Source organism: Thiobacillus sp. SCUT-2, from assembly GCF_035621355.1.
In the GTDB taxonomy this organism is placed as follows: domain Bacteria; phylum Pseudomonadota; class Gammaproteobacteria; order Burkholderiales; family Thiobacillaceae; genus Thiobacillus; species Thiobacillus sedimenti.
In genome coordinates this window covers 18,176-34,432 of record NZ_CP141769.1, presented here as the reverse complement: position 1 = coordinate 34,432, position 16,257 = coordinate 18,176, and the positions used below count along the sequence as shown (strand labels likewise).

17 protein-coding genes are annotated in these 16,257 nt (G+C 69.2%); 6 read left to right on the top strand and 11 right to left on the bottom strand.

Features of this window, described 5'->3' with window-relative positions; all coding sequences use genetic code 11:
* Nucleotides 1-4 precede the first annotated feature (4 nt).
* A complete protein-coding gene (locus VA613_RS00160) occupies nt 5-490 on the top strand; it encodes a hypothetical protein (RefSeq protein ID WP_324779844.1) in 486 nt (161 codons plus the stop codon).
* A complete protein-coding gene (locus tag VA613_RS00155) occupies nt 487-1,791 on the top strand; it encodes a GAF domain-containing protein (RefSeq protein ID WP_324779843.1) in 1,305 nt (434 codons plus the stop codon). Before VA613_RS00160 ends, VA613_RS00155 begins: the two co-directional genes overlap by 4 nt.
* Nucleotides 1,792-1,799: 8 nt before the next feature.
* On the opposite strand, the gene VA613_RS00150 is transcribed toward VA613_RS00155, so the two are convergent.
* Genes VA613_RS00150 through VA613_RS00140 form a run of 3 tightly spaced genes read right to left on the bottom strand, consistent with a single transcriptional unit; the run spans nt 1,800 to nt 4,269 of the window.
* Nucleotides 1,800-2,795 (bottom strand): alpha-ketoacid dehydrogenase subunit beta, encoded by a 996-nt coding sequence (locus VA613_RS00150; protein WP_324779842.1) that lies wholly within the window; start codon nt 2,793-2,795, stop codon nt 1,800-1,802.
* Nucleotides 2,792-3,775, bottom strand: a complete 984-nt coding sequence (locus VA613_RS00145; RefSeq protein WP_324779841.1) for a thiamine pyrophosphate-dependent dehydrogenase E1 component subunit alpha — start codon at nt 3,773-3,775, stop codon at nt 2,792-2,794. Before VA613_RS00145 ends, VA613_RS00150 begins: the two co-directional genes overlap by 4 nt.
* The gene (locus VA613_RS00140; protein WP_324779840.1) at nt 3,772-4,269 is read right to left on the bottom strand and encodes a c-type cytochrome; all 498 of its coding nucleotides are present in this window, start codon (nt 4,267-4,269) and stop codon (nt 3,772-3,774) included. The genes VA613_RS00145 and VA613_RS00140 overlap by 4 nt, the downstream gene beginning before the upstream one ends.
* A 136-nt stretch (nt 4,270-4,405) precedes the next feature.
* Between VA613_RS00140 and VA613_RS00135 the strand changes: the two genes are divergently transcribed.
* From VA613_RS00135 to phoU, 4 genes are all read left to right on the top strand, one after another.
* Nucleotides 4,406-5,245, top strand: a complete 840-nt coding sequence (locus VA613_RS00135; protein ID WP_324779839.1) for an ATP-binding protein — start codon at nt 4,406-4,408, stop codon at nt 5,243-5,245.
* A complete protein-coding gene (locus tag VA613_RS00130; RefSeq protein ID WP_324779838.1) occupies nt 5,242-6,180 on the top strand; it encodes a Nudix family hydrolase in 939 nt (312 codons plus the stop codon). The genes VA613_RS00135 and VA613_RS00130 overlap by 4 nt, the downstream gene beginning before the upstream one ends.
* Nucleotides 6,177-6,623, top strand: coding sequence for a hypothetical protein (locus tag VA613_RS00125; RefSeq protein ID WP_324779837.1), 447 nt, complete (start codon nt 6,177-6,179; stop codon nt 6,621-6,623). Before VA613_RS00130 ends, VA613_RS00125 begins: the two co-directional genes overlap by 4 nt.
* 72 nt (nt 6,624-6,695) lie before the next feature.
* On the top strand, nt 6,696-7,397 hold the full coding sequence (phoU, locus tag VA613_RS00120) for a phosphate signaling complex protein PhoU (protein ID WP_324779836.1): 702 nt from the start codon (nt 6,696-6,698) through the stop codon (nt 7,395-7,397).
* Between the two features lie 62 nt (nt 7,398-7,459).
* Here phoU and VA613_RS00115 read toward each other — a convergent pair whose 3' ends face one another.
* Genes VA613_RS00115 through rsmB form a run of 8 tightly spaced genes read right to left on the bottom strand, consistent with a single transcriptional unit; the run spans nt 7,460 to nt 16,189 of the window.
* Entirely contained in the window at nt 7,460-7,735 is a 276-nt protein-coding gene (locus VA613_RS00115; protein WP_324779835.1) for an oxidative damage protection protein, read from the bottom strand.
* Between the two features lie 19 nt (nt 7,736-7,754).
* On the bottom strand, nt 7,755-8,093 hold the full coding sequence (locus tag VA613_RS00110; RefSeq protein ID WP_324779834.1) for a tetratricopeptide repeat protein: 339 nt from the start codon (nt 8,091-8,093) through the stop codon (nt 7,755-7,757).
* Nucleotides 8,086-9,543, bottom strand: coding sequence for a TrkH family potassium uptake protein (locus VA613_RS00105; protein WP_324779833.1), 1,458 nt, complete (start codon nt 9,541-9,543; stop codon nt 8,086-8,088). The genes VA613_RS00110 and VA613_RS00105 overlap by 8 nt, the downstream gene beginning before the upstream one ends.
* Entirely contained in the window at nt 9,543-10,916 is a 1,374-nt protein-coding gene (trkA, locus tag VA613_RS00100; protein WP_324779832.1) for a Trk system potassium transporter TrkA, read from the bottom strand. Before trkA ends, VA613_RS00105 begins: the two co-directional genes overlap by 1 nt.
* Before the next feature lie 15 nt (nt 10,917-10,931).
* Nucleotides 10,932-12,206, bottom strand: coding sequence for a sigma-54-dependent transcriptional regulator (locus VA613_RS00095; protein ID WP_324779831.1), 1,275 nt, complete (start codon nt 12,204-12,206; stop codon nt 10,932-10,934).
* Nucleotides 12,203-14,341, bottom strand: coding sequence for a sensor histidine kinase (locus VA613_RS00090; protein WP_324779830.1), 2,139 nt, complete (start codon nt 14,339-14,341; stop codon nt 12,203-12,205). The genes VA613_RS00095 and VA613_RS00090 overlap by 4 nt, the downstream gene beginning before the upstream one ends.
* Nucleotides 14,341-14,970, bottom strand: a complete 630-nt coding sequence (locus VA613_RS00085; protein WP_324779829.1) for a DUF4390 domain-containing protein — start codon at nt 14,968-14,970, stop codon at nt 14,341-14,343. The genes VA613_RS00090 and VA613_RS00085 overlap by 1 nt, the downstream gene beginning before the upstream one ends.
* Nucleotides 14,933-16,189, bottom strand: a complete 1,257-nt coding sequence (gene rsmB, locus VA613_RS00080; protein WP_324779828.1) for a 16S rRNA (cytosine(967)-C(5))-methyltransferase RsmB — start codon at nt 16,187-16,189, stop codon at nt 14,933-14,935. Before rsmB ends, VA613_RS00085 begins: the two co-directional genes overlap by 38 nt.
* Nucleotides 16,190-16,257 lie beyond the last annotated feature (68 nt).

Sequence of the window (16,257 nt, the reverse complement as noted above, 5' to 3'; positions counted from 1 at the left end):
TGCCATGAGCGTGCAGCTGACCGCCGAGCAGAGCGCCTTGCTGCAGGGCCCGGTCTCCATCAACGTCGGTGCGACCGGGCGCGACGGTTGGCCGTGCGTATGCAGGGCGCACGGTTGCATCGTGGCGCGCGACCGGCGGACGGTGACGCTGCTGTTGTCGGCCCGCCGCGGACGCGAGCTGCTCGATGCGCTGGACGCCGGAAGCGGCATCGCCGCGGTGTTCAGCCGCCCGTCGACGCACGCCACGCTCCAGCTCAAGGCAGCACGTGCGGCTCACGTCGCGGTTTCCGCGGCCCTGCGCGCCTGCAACGCGCGCTACGCGCATGCCTTCGCCGATGAACTGGCAAAGCTCGGCTTCGGTCCGGAGCTGAGGCAGGGTCTGATCGCAGTGATGCACGCCGACGACCTGGTGGCGCTGCGCTTCGCCCCGGAGATCGTCTTCGACCAGACGCCCGGACCGGACGCCGGGCGCATCCTCGCATCCGCATGAAGCCTACGCTCGAATCCCTGCGGTCCTGCCTCGACGGCGCCATCCCCGCCGTCGTCGCCACGTGTGCACGCGACGGCACGCCCAATGTCGCCTACGCATCCCAAGTCCACTACGTCGACGCCGGCCACGTGGCGCTGTCCTACCAGTTCTTCAGCAAGACGCGCGAGAACGTGCTCGCGCATCCCTACGCGCAGGTGCAGGTGCTCGAGCCCGGCAGCTTCCGGCATTTCCGGCTGAAGCTGCGCTACACGCGCACGGAGACCGACGGCCCCCTGTTCGAATACATGAAGGCACAGCTCGCCGGCATCGCGACCCAGACGCGCATGGACAAGGTGTTCAGGCTGCGCGGCGCGGACGTCTACGCGGTGCTGGAGATCGAGTCCGTCGACCCCGACGTTGCGCCCGCCATCCCGGCGACCGATGCATTGCTGAACCTGCGTCGCGCCGTCGAAGCCCTCGGCGCTTCGACCGACCTCGCCGCCCTGGCGGATCGCGGCCTCGCGGCGCTGACGCCGGGCTTCGGCATTCACCACGCGCTGCTGCTGATGCTCGACGAGTCCGGCGAGGGCCTCTACGCGCTCGCCAGCCTCGGCTACCCCGATTCCGGGATCGGTGCCGAGGTGCGGGTCGGTGAGGGCCTGATCGGCGTCGCCGCGCGCGAGCGCATTCCCGTCCGCATCAATTACCGCACGGGCGACTACACCTACCAGGCGGCCATGCGCGTCGCCGAACCCGGCGAGCCGCGCATCCCGCTGCCGCTGCTCGCCAATCCGCACAGCCGCATCGCCGTGCCGCTCATCCACGGCGGGCGGCTCGTCGGCGTGCTCTATGCCGAGAGCGAACAGGACGCCTTCTTCAGCCACGCCGACGAGGACGCGCTCGTGGTCTACGCGCGCCACCTCGCCGCGCTCATCGCACAGGCCGCCTGCGAGCCCGACGATGCCGAGCCGCTTCGCGTCGAGCCGGCCGCGCATCCGACCGGCGCCCCGCTGGCCGTGCGCTACTTCGCCGTCGACCACAGCGTCTTCATCGACAACGACTACCTCATCAAGGGCGTGGCCGGCAGCATCCTGTGGACGCTGCTCAACGAGCACGTGCACAACGGCCGCCGCGACTTCTGCAACCGCGAGCTGCGGCACGACCCGCGCCTGCCGCTGCCCGACTTCGGCGACAACCTGGAAACGCGGCTGATCCTGCTCGCGCGCCGGCTGGCGGAGCGCTGCCCGGCGATCGCGCTGGAGAAGACGGGGCGCGGCCGCTTCCGCCTCAACGTCAGCCGTCCGCTGCGGCTGCACGCCTGAACCAGGGTTCAGCTCGCGGCGAGCACGGCCGGCTCGGCAACCGCTTGGTGCAGCAGGCCCTCGACCGCCTGCACGACCGCATCGGCGCTCGGCAATGCGGCCTGCTCGAGGACCCACGACGAGGCGGCGGGCGCGTCCGGCCCGGTCAGCCGCACCACCGGCGCGCGCAGGGCCGCGAACGCGCGTGTCGCGGCCAGCGCCGCGAGTTCCGCCGCCATGCCGCACAGCCCGCTGGCCTCGGTGACGATGACGAGGCGGCCGGTCTTGCGCAGCGAATTCAGCACCGTCGCCTCGTCGAACGGCTTCAGCGTGCGCAGATCGACCACCTCCGCCGAGATCCCCTGCGCCCCCAACTGCATCGCCGCCTGCAGGCAGACCTCGACCGTCTTGGCGTAGCTCACCAGCGTCACGTCCCTGCCCGCGCGGCGCACCACGGCCTCGCCGAGCGGCACGCAGTGGTCGCCGTCGTCGGGCACCTCGCCCTCCTGGTGCAGTAGCCCAAGGTCGGTGAAGAACAGCACCGGGTCCGCATCGCGGATGGCCGACTTGAGCAGGCCCTTGAAGTCGGCGGGCGTCGACGGCATCACGACCTTGAGGCCCGGTGCATGCACGAACATCGCCTCGAGATTGTGGTTGTGCTGCGCGCCGACGCACCAGCCGCTGCCGGTCATGCTCATGGCGACCAGCGGAAATTCGAACTGGCCGCCCGACAGGTAGCGCAGCTTGCCGGCGCTGTTGACCAGCGCATCCATCGCGTAGGTCAGAAAGGGCGCAAACAGCAGGTCGATCACCGGCCGCAGCCCGCTCGCCGCCGCGCCCACGGCGGTTCCGGCGATGATGGCCTCGGCCAGCGGGGTATTGCGCACGCGCGCGGCGCCGAAATCGCGCAGCAGGTCCGGACGCTTGGTGGCGACGCCTTCGCCCATCAGGAACACGCGCGCGTCGCGCTGCATTTCCTCGGCGAGCGCCTGGTGGATCGCCTGTTCGGTGGTGATTCGGCTCATGGGCGGTCTCCCTGTTCGGCATAGACATGGCGGGTCAGCGCGCGCGGGTCGGGCCAGGCGCTCGCCTGCGCGAACGCCACCGCCGCCGCGATGCGCGCGCGGGCGGCCTCGTGCAGCCTCGCCAGGCCGGCGGAGTCGAGCGCCGCCTGCGCGAGCAGCCGGTCCGCCTGCTGCTGCAGCGGATCGCGCGCCTGCCAGCGCGCCAGTTCGGCGGGATCGACGTAGGCCTGGTCGTCGGGCTCGAAGTGGCCGCGCAGGCGGTAGGTGACGAGTTCCAGAAACCGCGGCCGGCCATCCGCGCGGATGCCCGCAACCGCCTCGCTTGCCGCGGCATGCACCGCCTCCACGTCGTTGCCGTCGACCGTCCGGACCGCCAGGCCGTGGCCGGCTGCCCAGGCCGCGATCGCATTGTCGGGCATGGTCTCGCGCCGATGCACGAAGGCCTGCCAGTCGTTGTTCTCGCAGACGAACAGCAGCGGCAGCTGCCACTGCACCGCGAGGTTGAGCGCCTCGTGGAAGATGCCCTCGCACGCCGCGCCGTCGCCGAAGAACACCGCGACGATCCCGCCGGCCTCGCCCTGGCCCATCTTCTGGGCGAGCGCCACGCCGGGCGCCATCGACAGTTCGCCGCCGACGATCGTCGAGGTGAGCACGACGCCGAGTTCCCTGGCCGAGATGTGGAGGCTGCCGCTGCGCCCGCCGCAATAGCCGTCGACGCGGCCGAGCACCTCGGCCATCAGGCGGCCGGGGTCGGCGCCGCGTGCGATGAGGTGGGCCGCGCTGCGATGGTTGGTGAGAAGGCGGTCGCGCGGCTCGAGCGCGCCGACGACGCCGACTGCGCACGCCTCCTGGCCGACGCTGGTGCAGGTCCCCGGCGCGCCGCCGTGCTGCAGCTCGACCAGCGCCTCTTCGTAGGCGCGGGCCAGCAGCATCGTCTCCAGCCGGCGCACCGTCGCCGGCACGGTTGCCGCCGCGCTCACTGCGCCACCTGCGTCGGCAGGTTCTTCGGGGTGAGGTCGAGATAGGGCGTCGCCACCGGCTCCCCGGGCGGCACGTAGGCCGGTGCCGCCTCGCCCTTCGGTCCGAGGCTGCGCACATAGCGGTATATCGCCTTCAGGTCGGCGTCGCTCATGGCACGCAGCGAAGGCGCCGGCATAGGCGGCCGCATCGGTTTCCGCGCCCGCTCCACCCAGGCGTGCTCGTCCATCTCCTGCACCAGTTTCCGCAGGTTCGCCGGGTAGGTCGTCCCCCACGGTCCGTGCCAGCCCACGCCGGTGCCGATCAGCCATTCGGATTCCGGCACCTGGCCGTCCTTCTGCATGTAGCCCGGCGTGTGGCAATCGTTGCATCCGGAGGTGCGGACGAGATAGCGGCCGTGGCGGATCTCGGCTGCGCTGCCGGCACCCTGCGCCGCTGCCGCAAGCGGCACCAGGCAGGCGAGCAGCCCCGCCGCGAATGTCTTGTTCGTGTTCATGTCCTCTCCTTTCCTGTGCGCGGACGCACCATGCGCCCGAACCAGGCCAAGCGTACGCAGGCCGCCCGCCGCGCGTTGATAAGTCTTTGCTAGCGGAAACCTAAATTTTTCCTAAGCGAGCGGCTAGAATCTGCGGATGACCGATTTCGCCTCCCTGGTGCCGCGCATCGAGCGGCTGCTCGACCGACTCGACGGCGCCGCGGCGCCATCCCCGTTCGACTGGAAGAGCGTTCGCGCCGCCCGCTGGGCGGCACCGGCAGGCACCCTCAAGCCCATTCTTCACCCGCAGCGCGTGGCGCTTAAGGACCTGCTGGCGATCGACGAGCAGAAGCAGCGGGTCGACGCGAACACCCGCCAGTTCGTCTCCGGCCGGCCGGCCAACAACGTGCTGCTCACCGGCGCGCGCGGCTGCGGCAAGTCGTCGCTGGTGAAGGCCGTGCACGCCAAATACGCGCCCAGGGGACTGCGCCTGATCGAGGTCGACAAGGCAGGGCTGCCGCAGCTGCCCGACCTCTTCGACCTGCTCGCGGACGCGCCCCGTCGCTTCGTGGTGTTCATCGACGACCTCACCTTCGCCGAAAACGAGCCCGGCTACGCGAGCCTCAAGGCCGCGCTCGACGGTTCGCTGGCGGGGCCGTCGGACAACGTGCTGATCTATGCGACCAGCAACCGCCGCCACCTGATGCCGGAATACATGGCGGAGAACCTCGAGACCCGGCATGCCGGCGGCGAGGTGCATCCGGGCGAGGCGACCGAGGAAAAGATCTCGCTGTCCGACCGCTTCGGCCTGTGGGTGCCGTTCCACGGCATGGACCAGGACACCTACCTCGCGATCGCGCGCCACTGGGCGGCCAGCCTCGGCGCGCGCCCCGACGAGGACTTCGAGCGCGCCGCGCTGCAGTGGTCGCTCAGCCGCGGCGCGCGCAACGGCCGGGTCGCCTGGCAGTTCGCGCGCGACTGGGCCGGGCGCCGATGACGGCCGCCATCACCGAAGTCGCCGCGGCAGTCCTCGTCCAGCCGGACGGCCGTGTTCTGCTGGCCCAGCGTCCTGCCGGCAAGCCCTACGCCGGCTACTGGGAGTTTCCCGGCGGCAAGGTCGAGCCGGGCGAATCGCTGGAAGCGGCGCTGGCGCGCGAGCTGCACGAGGAACTCGGCATCGCCGTCACGCGCGCCTGCCGCTGGATCACGCGCGTCTTCGAATATCCGCACGCGACGGTGCGGCTGAATTTCTTCCGCGTGTTCGAGTGGCAGGGCACGCCGCATCCGCACGAAGGCCAGGTCTTCTCCTGGCAGCGCCCCGACGCGGTCGAGGTGACGCCGCTGTTGCCGGCCAATTTCCCGATCGTGAAAGCGCTCTCGCTGCCGCCCGTCCTGGGCATCTCGCACGCCGAGGCACTCGGAGTCGACAGCTTCCTCGCGCGCCTCGACGTCGCCCTCCACGACGGCCTGCGGCTGATCCAGCTGCGCGACAAGTCGCTGGCCGAGGCCGCGCGCCTCGAACTCGCGCGCGAGACCGTGCGCCGCGCCCATGCCCACGGCGCGCGCGTGCTCGTGAACGGCAGCCTCGATCTGGCGCGCGCGGCCGGCGCCGACGGCGTGCATCTGGATGCCGCCGCCGCCGCATCGCTGTCGGTGCGGCCGGACTGCGAGTGGGTCGGAGCCTCCTGCCACGATGCCGTGGAGCTCGCGCATGCGGCGGCCATCGGCGCCGACTTCGCCCTGCTGTCGCCGGTGCTGCCCACGCTGACCCATCCGGGCGCGCCGACGCTGGGCTGGGAGACCTTCTCCGCGCTGGCCGCCGCCAGCCCGATTCCGGTATACGGCCTCGGCGGCCTCGGGCGCGACGACCTCGCGCTGGCGCAATCGCACGGGGCGCACGGCGTGGCCCTGCTCCGTGGTGCATGGACATGAGCGGAGAAGGCCCCGAGGGAACGGGCGTTTCGCTGCGCGTGGTCGGGCCGCTGCTGCTGGCCGTCGCGCTGGCCGCCATCGCGGCCGCCGGCTACTGGCTCAGCCGGCCGGCCGGGGCCCATGCGGTCGCCTGCACCGACGTGCTGCGGGGCTGCAGCTTCCGGCACGGCGGAGCGCGCGCGACGGTGCGCTTCTCGTCCGCGCCGAAGCCGCTCGAGGCGTTCGACATCGCCGTGCGCGCACCCGGCGCCGCGCGGGTCAGCGCCGAATTCCAGATGAACGGCATGGAAATGGGCTTCAACCGCTATGATCTGCGGCCGGCCGCCGACGGCGCCTTCACGTCGAGCGTGACGCTGCCCGTGTGCGTCAGCGGCCGCCACGACTGGACGCTTTACCTCGACATCGACGGAACGCGTTATGCCGTGCCCTTCAGCACCCGCTGAAACCTGCCGTACATGCTAGCGTCACAGGACGGGGCCTATAATTAAAGGCAGACTTTTGGAGAGATCGACACCATGCCAACTGAACACACCTACAAGCAGTTCGACGCCGAGCTGGAGGCCGTGCGCGCCAACGTGCTGAAGATGGGTGGCCTGGTCGAGGAGCAGATCACCAACGCCATCGAGGCGCTGATCCAGGGCGACATGAAGCTGGCCGACCAGGTGGACGCGAACGACCACAACGTCAACGCGCTGGAAGTGGCGATCGACGAGGACTGCACCAACATCATCGCGCGCCGCCAGCCGACCGCATCCGACCTGCGGATGGTGATGATGGTCGTCAAGACCATCACCGACCTCGAGCGCATCGGCGACGAAGCCGCCAAGATCGCGCGCATGGCCAAGCTGATCCATCAGGCCGAGCGCATCAGCCTGCCGCGCTTCACCGAGGTCAAGTACATGGCCGACCTGGTGCTCGACATGCTGCGCAAGGCGCTGGACGGCTTCGCCCGCCTCGACGCCACCAAGACGGTCGAGATCGCGCGGCAGGACCAGTCGGTCGACGAGGAGTTCCGGCTCAACCTGCGCCACCTGATCACCTTCATGATGGAAGACCCGCGGACGATCTCGGTCTTCATCGACATCCTCTTCGTCACCAAGGCGATCGAGCGCATGGGCGACCACGCGAAGAACATGTCGGAATACGTCGTCTACATGGTGAAGGGCAAGGACGTCCGCCACACCTCGCTCGAGGAGATCGAGAAGGAAGTGCTCTAGGCGCTACCTAGCGGAAAAGCAGAACGGGCGCCGCGGCGCCCGTTCTGCTTGTTGCGGTCCGCTTAACGGCGGGGCGGAACGTAACCCGCCGCGGCGTCGACGTTGCCGCCGCCGAAGAAGTAGCGTTCCATCTGCTCCATCAGGTAGGCGCGCGCCTGCGGGTCGGCCAGGTTGAGGCGGTTCTCGTTGATCAGCATCGTCTGGTGGCGCTGCCAGCCGCTCCACGCCTCCTTCGACACGTTCTCGAAAATCTTCTTGCCCAGTTCGCCCGGGACCGGCTGGAAGGCCAGGCCTTCGGCTTCGCGCCCGAGCTTCACACAATTCACCATTCGCGTCATTTTGCGGCTCCTGAAAGAATCAATCGTCGGATTTTAACCCAAGCTGCTTCTCGATTCGCCGGGCGAAGACGCCCATCTCCCTGGCCGCCTGCTTGTCGCCGCGGGCTTCGGCCACGGCGATGCCCTCGCGGTAGGCGGCAAGCGCCGCGTCCGCCCGGCCGGCCTCGGCCAGCGCGCGGCCGAGCAGCTTCCACGCGGCCGAATACTTGGGATCGTGCTCGACCGCGCGCTGCAGGTGCGCGGCCGCCTCCGCCGGTTCGCCCCGCTTCAGATATTCGTTGCCGAGCGAATAGCGCAGCAGCGCGCCGTCGCGGCCGCCCGCAAGCATGGCGAGGAAATTCTCCAGCGGGTCAGGCACGCCAGAAGGCCCTCGAGAAGACGACCAGCACCGTCAGCAGCTCCAGCCGGCCGAGCAGCATCGCGATGGTGCAGACCCAGGTCTGGAAATCGGTGAGCACGGCGTAGGTCGTCGCGGGCCCCACGGCGTTGAGCCCGGGGCCGGTGTTGTTGATCGACGCGAGCACGGCGGAGAACGCGGTGATGAGGTCGAGGCCGCTGGCCGTCATCAGCAGGGTCATGACGAGGATCGCGCACACGTACATGAAGGCGAAGGCCAGCACCGCATAGATGACGTTGTTCGGCACCACCTGGCCGGCGAGCTTGACCGGCAGGCGCGCCGCCGGATGAATCAGGCGCGTCAGCTCGCGCCGCCCCTGGCGGAACAGCAGCTGCGCACGCACCATCTTCATGCCGCCGCCGGTGCTGCCCGAACAGGACGCGAAGCCCGACAGCATCAGCATCCACAGCGGCGCAAAGATCGGCCATTGATTGTAGTCGGTGTTCGCGAAGCCTGTGGTCGTCGCGATCGAGACCGTGTTGAACACCGCATAGCGCAGCGCCTCGAGGAAATCGGGATAGACGTGCACCGCCCGCAGGTAGACCGCGATCAGCAGCGCGCTGCCAAGCGTCACGGCGAGAAACCAGCGCGCCTCGGGATCGACCCGGTAGGCGTTGAGTCCGCGTTGCCGCCACGCCAGGAAATGGGTGGAGAAATTGATTCCCGCGAGCAGCATGAACACGACCGTCACCGCCTCGATCGCCGGCGAATTCCAGTAGCCGAAGCTCGCGTCGTGCGACGAGAATCCACCCAGCCCCATGGTCGCGAAGGCATGCATGACCGCATCGAAGGGCGTCATCCCTGCAAGCCAGAACGACACGCCGCACGCGACCGAGATGCCCACGTAGATGAGGTAGAGCCCCTTGGCCGTCTCGGTGATGCGCGGCGTGAGCTTGGTGTCCTTCATCGGCCCGGGTGTCTCCGCCTTGTACATCTGCATGCCGCCGACGCCGAGGAGCGGCAGGATGGCGACGGCCAGCACGATCAGTCCCATGCCGCCGAACCACACCAGCAGGCCGCGCCACAGGTTGATCGACATCGGCAGCGCATCCAGCCCGGTCAGCACGGTCGCGCCGGTGGTGGTGATGCCCGATACCGTCTCGAAGTAGGCGTCGGTGAACGACAGGTGGGGCAGATAGAAGAGAAGCGGCAGCGTGGCGAAGGCCGGAATGCTGGTCCAGGCGAGCACGACGAGCAGGAAGCCGTCGCGGATCTGCAGCTCGCGCTGCCGTCCGCGGGTCAGAAGCCAGGTGAACGCGCCGGCGGCAAAGGTGATGACGATCGCATCGTCGTAGGCATACTCGGCGCCGTCGCCCAGCAGCCAGGACAGGCCCAGCGGCACGAGGAAGGTGGCCGCGAACAGCATGATCACCTTCGACAGGACGTTGAGGACGGGGGCGATGCGCGACATCAGAAGAAGCCGAAGCCGACCTGGAGCAGTTTCTCGACCTTGGGAATGATGCGCTTGTTGAGCGCGAACACGATGAGGTGGTCCTCCGACTCGATCAGCGTGTCGTGGTGGGCGATGACCACGTCCTTGTTGCGGATGATCGCGGCGATCGTCGCGCCGTCGGGCAGGTCGATTTCGCCGATGCGCCGGCCGACGACGCGCGAGGTACGCGTATCGCCGTGCACGGCCACCTCGAGCACCTCGGCCGCGCCGCGCCGGAGCGAGTGCACCGCCACCATGTCGCCGCGGCGGATCTTGGACAGCAACGGCCCGACAGTAGCCTGCGCCGGCGAGATCGCGATGTCGATCTCGCCGCCCTGCACCAGGTCGACGTAGGCCGAGCGGTTGATCAGGGCGATGACGCGGTGCGCCCCCATTCGCTTGGCCAGCAGCGCGGACATGATGTTGTCCTCGTCGTCGTTGGTGAGCGCGCAGAACACGTCCATGGAGGCGATGTTCTCCTGGTCGAGCAGTTCCTCGTCGGTGGCGTCGCCCTGCAGCACCAGCGTTTTCTGCAGCTGTTCGGCCAGCAGGCTGCCGACCGCCTTGTTGTGCTCGATGACCTTGACCTCGTAGTCGCGTTCGATGCGCGCCGCCAGGCGCCGCCCGATGTTGCCGCCGCCGGCGAGCATGACCTTCCTCACGGGGCGTTCCATGCGCCGCAGTTCGCGCATCACGGAGGATATATCCTCCTTGCGCGCGAGGAAGAACACCTCGTCACCCGGCTCGATCACCGTGGTCCCCTTGGGCACGATGCCGCGGTCGCGCCGGTAGATCGCGGGAATGCGGCAATCCACGCTCGGCATGTGGCGTTTGATCTCCTGCAATTCATGCCCGATCATCGGGCCGCCGTGGTAGGCGCGGACCGCGATCAGCCGCACCCTGCCGTCGGCGAAGTCGAGCACCTGCAGCGCCTCCGGGTGCTCGATCAGCCGCCGCAGCGTGTCGGTCACTTCCTGCTCGGGGCTGATGACGTCGTTGACGCCGAAATGCTCCGCCAGGAATTCGCCTTCAAGGGCCAGGAAGTCGTTGGAGCGGATGCGCGCGATGCGCGTGGGGACGTTGAACAGGGTCGATGCGATGCGGCATGCGACCAGGTTGGTCTCGTCGCTCTGCGTGACCGCCACCAGCATGTCCGCGTCCCCGGCGCCGGCCTGCTTCAGCACCGCGGGCTGCGCCGCATGGCCGCGCACGGTGCGCAGGTCGAAGCGGTCCTGCAGGAACGCCAGCCTCGAGGTGTCGAGGTCGACGACCGTGATGTCGTTGTTTTCGGCGACCAGGCTCTCCGCCAGGTTGCCGCCGACCTGGCCGGCACCGAGGATGATGATCTTCATGGGCGCCGCCTGTGCTTACAGTTCGTCGTCGAGCCGGCGACCATGGCGGATGTTGAGCTGCTTGAGCTTGCGGTAGAGATGGGTGCGCTCCAGCCCCGACTTGTCCGCGACCCGGGTCATGCTGCCGCCTTCCTTCTGGATCAGGTGCTCGAAATACATGCGCTCGAACGCATCGCGCGCCTCGCGCAGCGGAATGTCGAGCGGAATGCCGTGCGCCACGGCCGGCGCCGCCTGCTTCATCGGCGCCAGCACGCGATTGACGTCGGCGGCGTCGATCTCGCTTGCCAGCGCGGTCACCGCGAGCGTGCGCACCACGTTGTTGAGCTGCGGCAGGTTGCCCGGCCAGTCGAAGTTGCGCAGCTGGTTCAGGGCCGGCGTCGTCAGCCGCCGCACGGGGCAGACGCCGGCTTCGATCAGCTGCGCGAGCATGAAGTTGGCGATGTCCGGAATGTCTTCGCGGTGTTCGCGCAGCGCGGGCACCTGGATGGCGAGGCTGGACAGGCGGTAATAGAGGCGGCTGTCGAATTCGCCGGCGGCGACCATGGCGTCGAGGCTGCGGCTGGACGCGCACACCAGGCGGGCACCGCTCCCTTCGATGCGGTCGAGCAGCAGCGCCAGGCCTTTCTGCTCCAGGCGCGCCAGCTCGCACACTTCCGGCAGATAGAGCGTGCCGTTGCCGAGCGACTCGACGAAGCTCAGCGGATCGGAGACCAGCCGCGCCCGGTCCTTGATCTCGACCCAGGGCGTCGACGGCTGGTGCAGGAAGTGGGCGCAGATCTCGAAGCCGCTGCCCGCCTCGCCGAGCAGCAGGACCGGCGCCGTATTGCCGGCGATCTGCGAGAGGCGCTTCTTGAGCTCGAGAATCAGCGGGCTCCTGCCGAGGGCCGACAGGTCCATGCTCGCCGTGCGCCGCGGCAGGGAGACCCCGCGCTTGATCGCCTTGTTCACGGTGTCGATCAGCTTGGCCAGCGCCACCGGCTTTTCCAGGAAATCGGCCGCGCCGAGCTTGGTCGCCTCGACCGCGGTATCGATGGTGCCGTGGCCCGACATCATGACGACCGGCATGGTGAGCTGGCCGCCACCGGCCCATTCCTTGAGCAGGGTCACGCCGTCGGTATCGGGCATCCAGATGTCGAGCAGCACCAGGTCCGGACGCCGCTGGGCGCGGAAGGCGCGCGCCGCCTCGGCGTTTTCCGCCAGATGCACGTCGTACCCTTCGTCGGTGAGGATTTCCGACAGCAACTCACGAATGCCCACTTCGTCGTCCACGACGAGAATATGCCCGCTCACGTGTTTTCTCCGCCCGCCCCAAACACGGGGAGCGCAATGCGGATCGCCGCGCCGCCCGATTTGATATTTTCGATCTGAATCTTGCCGTGATGCTCTTCGACGATCTTCTTGACGATAGCCAGGCCCAGCCCCGTTCCCTTGGCCTTGGTGGTTGCGTAGGGCTCGAACAGCCGCGTCATCAGATGCTCCGGAAAGCCGGCTCCATTATCCGTCACGGTCAAACAAACTGCGTGGTTATTGGTGCGAAGCCGCGTGCCGACCTCCACCCGCGGCGCGGGATGGCCGCTCAGCGCGTCCTGCGCATTCTGCAGCAGATTATGTATCACCTGACGCAATAATGTGGAGTCGCCCGCGATGCGCGGCAAGCCTTCTTCGAGGCCGAGCACCAGGCCGAGCGCCTTGCCATCGTAGAGCGCCAGCACCTCGCGCACCAGTGCGTTGAGATCGAGCGCCTCGAGCTTGGCGCGCGGCATGCGCGCGTAGCCGGCGAACGCATCCACCATGCTCTTCATCGCGGCGACCTGGCTGACGATGGTCTGCGTGGCGCGCCCGAGGAATTCGGCGTCGGCCGGCTCGAGGCGCCCGTCCAGCTTGCGCGCGATGCGCTCGGCCGACAGCTGGATCGGCGTGAGCGGGTTCTTGATCTCGTGCGCCAGCCGGCGCGCCACCTCGCTCCATGCGGCGTTGCGCTCGGCATCGATCAGCTTGGTGACGTCGTCGAACACCAGCACGTAGCCGCGCTCGACGCCCGGCGGCAGGCGCGTGCCGCGCAGCAGCAGCGACTGGCTGCCGCCGTGCGCGGCGTAGTCGATCTGCTCCTGCCACTCGCCCTCGTGCTCGCCGAAGCGGGCGGCGACCGTCGTGCCGAGCGTGCGCAGCGCCTCGCCCGGCTCGCCCAGCTCGGCAAGCAGGCGCGCGTCGAGCGTCGCGACGTCCACCCCGAGGATCTGCGCGGCCGCGCTGTTGGCCGTGCGCACCCGCAAGGTGTCGTCGAGCACCACGACGCCCGACGACAGGTTCGCCAGCACCCGCTCCAGGAAGGCCTTGGCCTGCTCGGTCTGCTGGTGGTTCTGCGCGACCTGCTCGCGCGCGTCCGAGAGCTGCCGGGTCATGCGGTTGAAGGACTGGATCAGCACGCCCAGCTCGTCGCGGCTGGACACCGACGGCATCTGGGAGAAATCGCCCTTGGCCACCGCGCGCGTGCCGCGCGCGAGCGTGCGCAGGGGCGCGCCCAGCCGTTCCGACAGCAAATAGGCGATCACGAAGGTCATCAGGAGGGCGAGCATCAGCGTGAGCGTGAGTGCGACGCCATAGATGCGCTTGATCCCCAGCCGCGACACCGAGATCTGCTGGTATTCCTGGTAGGCCAGCTGCACCGCCTGCGCGTCGTGCGCGAGCCGCGCCGGCACCGGCTGCACCAGCTGCAGCACGCGCGTCTCGCCGCTCAGCGCGCTCGTATACACGGGCACGATGACGTGCATGACCAGGCCTCGCTCCGGCACTTCCTCGATCCGGCTGTAGGGCTGCTGCTGCCGGACCTGCCACAGCACGGCGCGGTCGGGCAGCACCGGCAGCAGGGTACCGCTGTCGCCGCTGACGTGGGCGACCACGCCGCCGCGCTCGTCGAACAGGGTCAGTTCCTGCACCGAGCTCTGCTCGCGCAGCGTGGAGAGGCTCGTGATCATCGAGCCCACGCCCTGGTCCGACAGCGTCAGCGCCATGCGCTGGGCCTTCTTGTCGAGATCGCGCAGGAGGTCGTCGAGCGCGGCCTGGCCGAGGTTGACCCCCGACGCCAGCGCATTGTCGACGCGTACGTCGAACCAGGTCTCGATCGAGCGGTTGAGGAAGAACACCGAGGCGCCGTATACGACCAGGCCGGGCAGCATGGCGACGACGCCGAACATCAGCAGCAGCTTGAGGGTGAGCTTGGCGCCGAAAACGCCGCGGCGGATGCGCTTCTGCAGCCACCACATGCGCCAGCCGAGCAGCACCAGAAGCGCCACGCCGAGCGCCCCGCCGCCGACGAACAGCGTCGGCAGCGAATCGGAAAATGCGCTGCTCCCGCTGCTGGCATAGAACAGCAGCGAAAGGAGCACGATGCCCAGCAGCAGGGCCGCGGCGATCAGACTGCGCATCAGGGCGAGGAGGCGGGCGCGGCTGCCAGCGCGGGCGCGTCGAACGACCAGCCATACCACGGCGTGGCCAGCTCCCAGCGATCACCCCCCACCGCGCCGATGACGAGCGGCTTCGGCAGCTGCGAAGTGTCCAGCCGCAGGCGCAGGCGGGCATCGTAGGCATGGCCGGTCTTGAGCGCACCCCGTTCCAGCACCTGCCAGTCGTCGATCCGGCCCAGCATCGCGAGCGCTTCGGCGAGCGTGGCGGCGGTGCGGGTCGTGTAGCCGTTTTCGACCACGTAGCGCCGCAGCAGCAGGTGGTAATAGATCCGCAGCTTGCGCGTCGCCTCGCCGATGCTTTCGTCGAACCACCAGCTGCGCGGCCGCGTGACCTCGAGCTCGAGCACGAAATACAGGTTGATGCCGCGGGTGAGCGCGTCTTCCAGGGTACTGTTGAGAACGATGTTGACGTCGCCGTCGATCACATACCCCTGCGGCGTTGCGCGAATCACCGCCTGGCGGACCGCGCTCTTCTCGGCCGCGAGGGCGCCGCCGCCCGCCAGCGCCAGCCACACACCCAGCAGCAGGGCGACCAGCCAGCGGCGGGCGGACTCAGGTCTTGCGCAACAGGGCGTAGAAGAAACCATCATGCTCGGCATCAGGCAAAAGCGACCCGTCAGGGAAAGATTCTGGAAGCGTACCGCGTTCGGCTTCGCCGGGATGACGCGCCAGGAACGCGCGCACCTGCGCGTCGTTTTCTTCGTCGAATATCGAGCAGGTGGCGTAGAGCAATGTACCACCCGGGACCAGCAGCCGCCAGAGCGCATCCAGCATAACGGCCTGCTGCGCGGCAAATTGAGCGACGTCGTCGGGGCGCCGCAGCCACTTGATGTCGGGGTTGCGGCGGGCCACGCCGGAGGCGCTGCAGGGCACGTCCGCCAGGATCCGGTCGAACGGGCGGCCGTCCCACCAGCGCTCGGGATGGGCCGCGTCGCCCTCGAGCAGGGTCGCGCGGAGCCGCAGCCGGTCGAGATTCTCCCGTACCCGCGCCAGCCGCGCGGCGTCGACGTCGAGCGCGGTGAGGTCGACCTCCGCGCGCTCGAGAAGGTGGCCGGTCTTGCCGCCGGGCGCGGCGCACGCGTCGAGGATCCGTTCGCCCGGGCGCGCGTCGAGCAGGCGCGCCGCCCACTGCGCGCCGGCGTCCTGCACCGAGACTTCGCCGGCATCGAAGCCGGGCAGCTGGTGCACCGGCACCGCCTTGTCGAGGGTCACCGCGTCCGGCCCCGTCTGGCGGGCCGCCAGGCCCGCCTCGTCGAGGCGGCGCAGATAGGTCGCGACATCGCCGTGACGGGCATTGACGCGCAGGGTGAAGGGCGGGTGCAGCAGGCTCGCGTCGAGGATGGCCTCCCAGCGGCCTGGATGCTGCACTTGCAGCTTGCGGATCCACCAGTCCGGATGCGACCAGCGCGCACTCGGCGTGGCGTCGGCCAGCCGTTCGAGCTCGGCGCGGCGGCGCTGGAAATTGCGCAGCACGGCATTCGCCAGCCCGCGCCGCCAGCCCGGCCCTGCCGCCGCGACCGCGTTGTGCACGATCGCGTGGGCCGGCGCGCGCGTATAGGCGAGCTGATAGAGGGCGACCCGCAGCAACCAGCCGAGCTGCGGGTCGGTCAGGGGCCGCTCCAGCAGGGCCGCGAGCCACGCATCGAGCCGGCCGAGCTGGCGCAGGCTGCCGTAGACGATGTCCTGCAGCGCGCCGCGCGCGGAGGCGGCATCGAGCTGCTGCAGGCGTTGCGGCAGAACCTGATGCAGCGCCGCGCCGCCGAGCACGGCCTCGAGCACGCCGGCCGCCAGTTTCTGGACATTACGCATGGGAGGAAGCGCCGAGCGCTCGCTGCTTGTTCATCGGATGACGCCGCTGGTGAGCGGCGGATGATAGC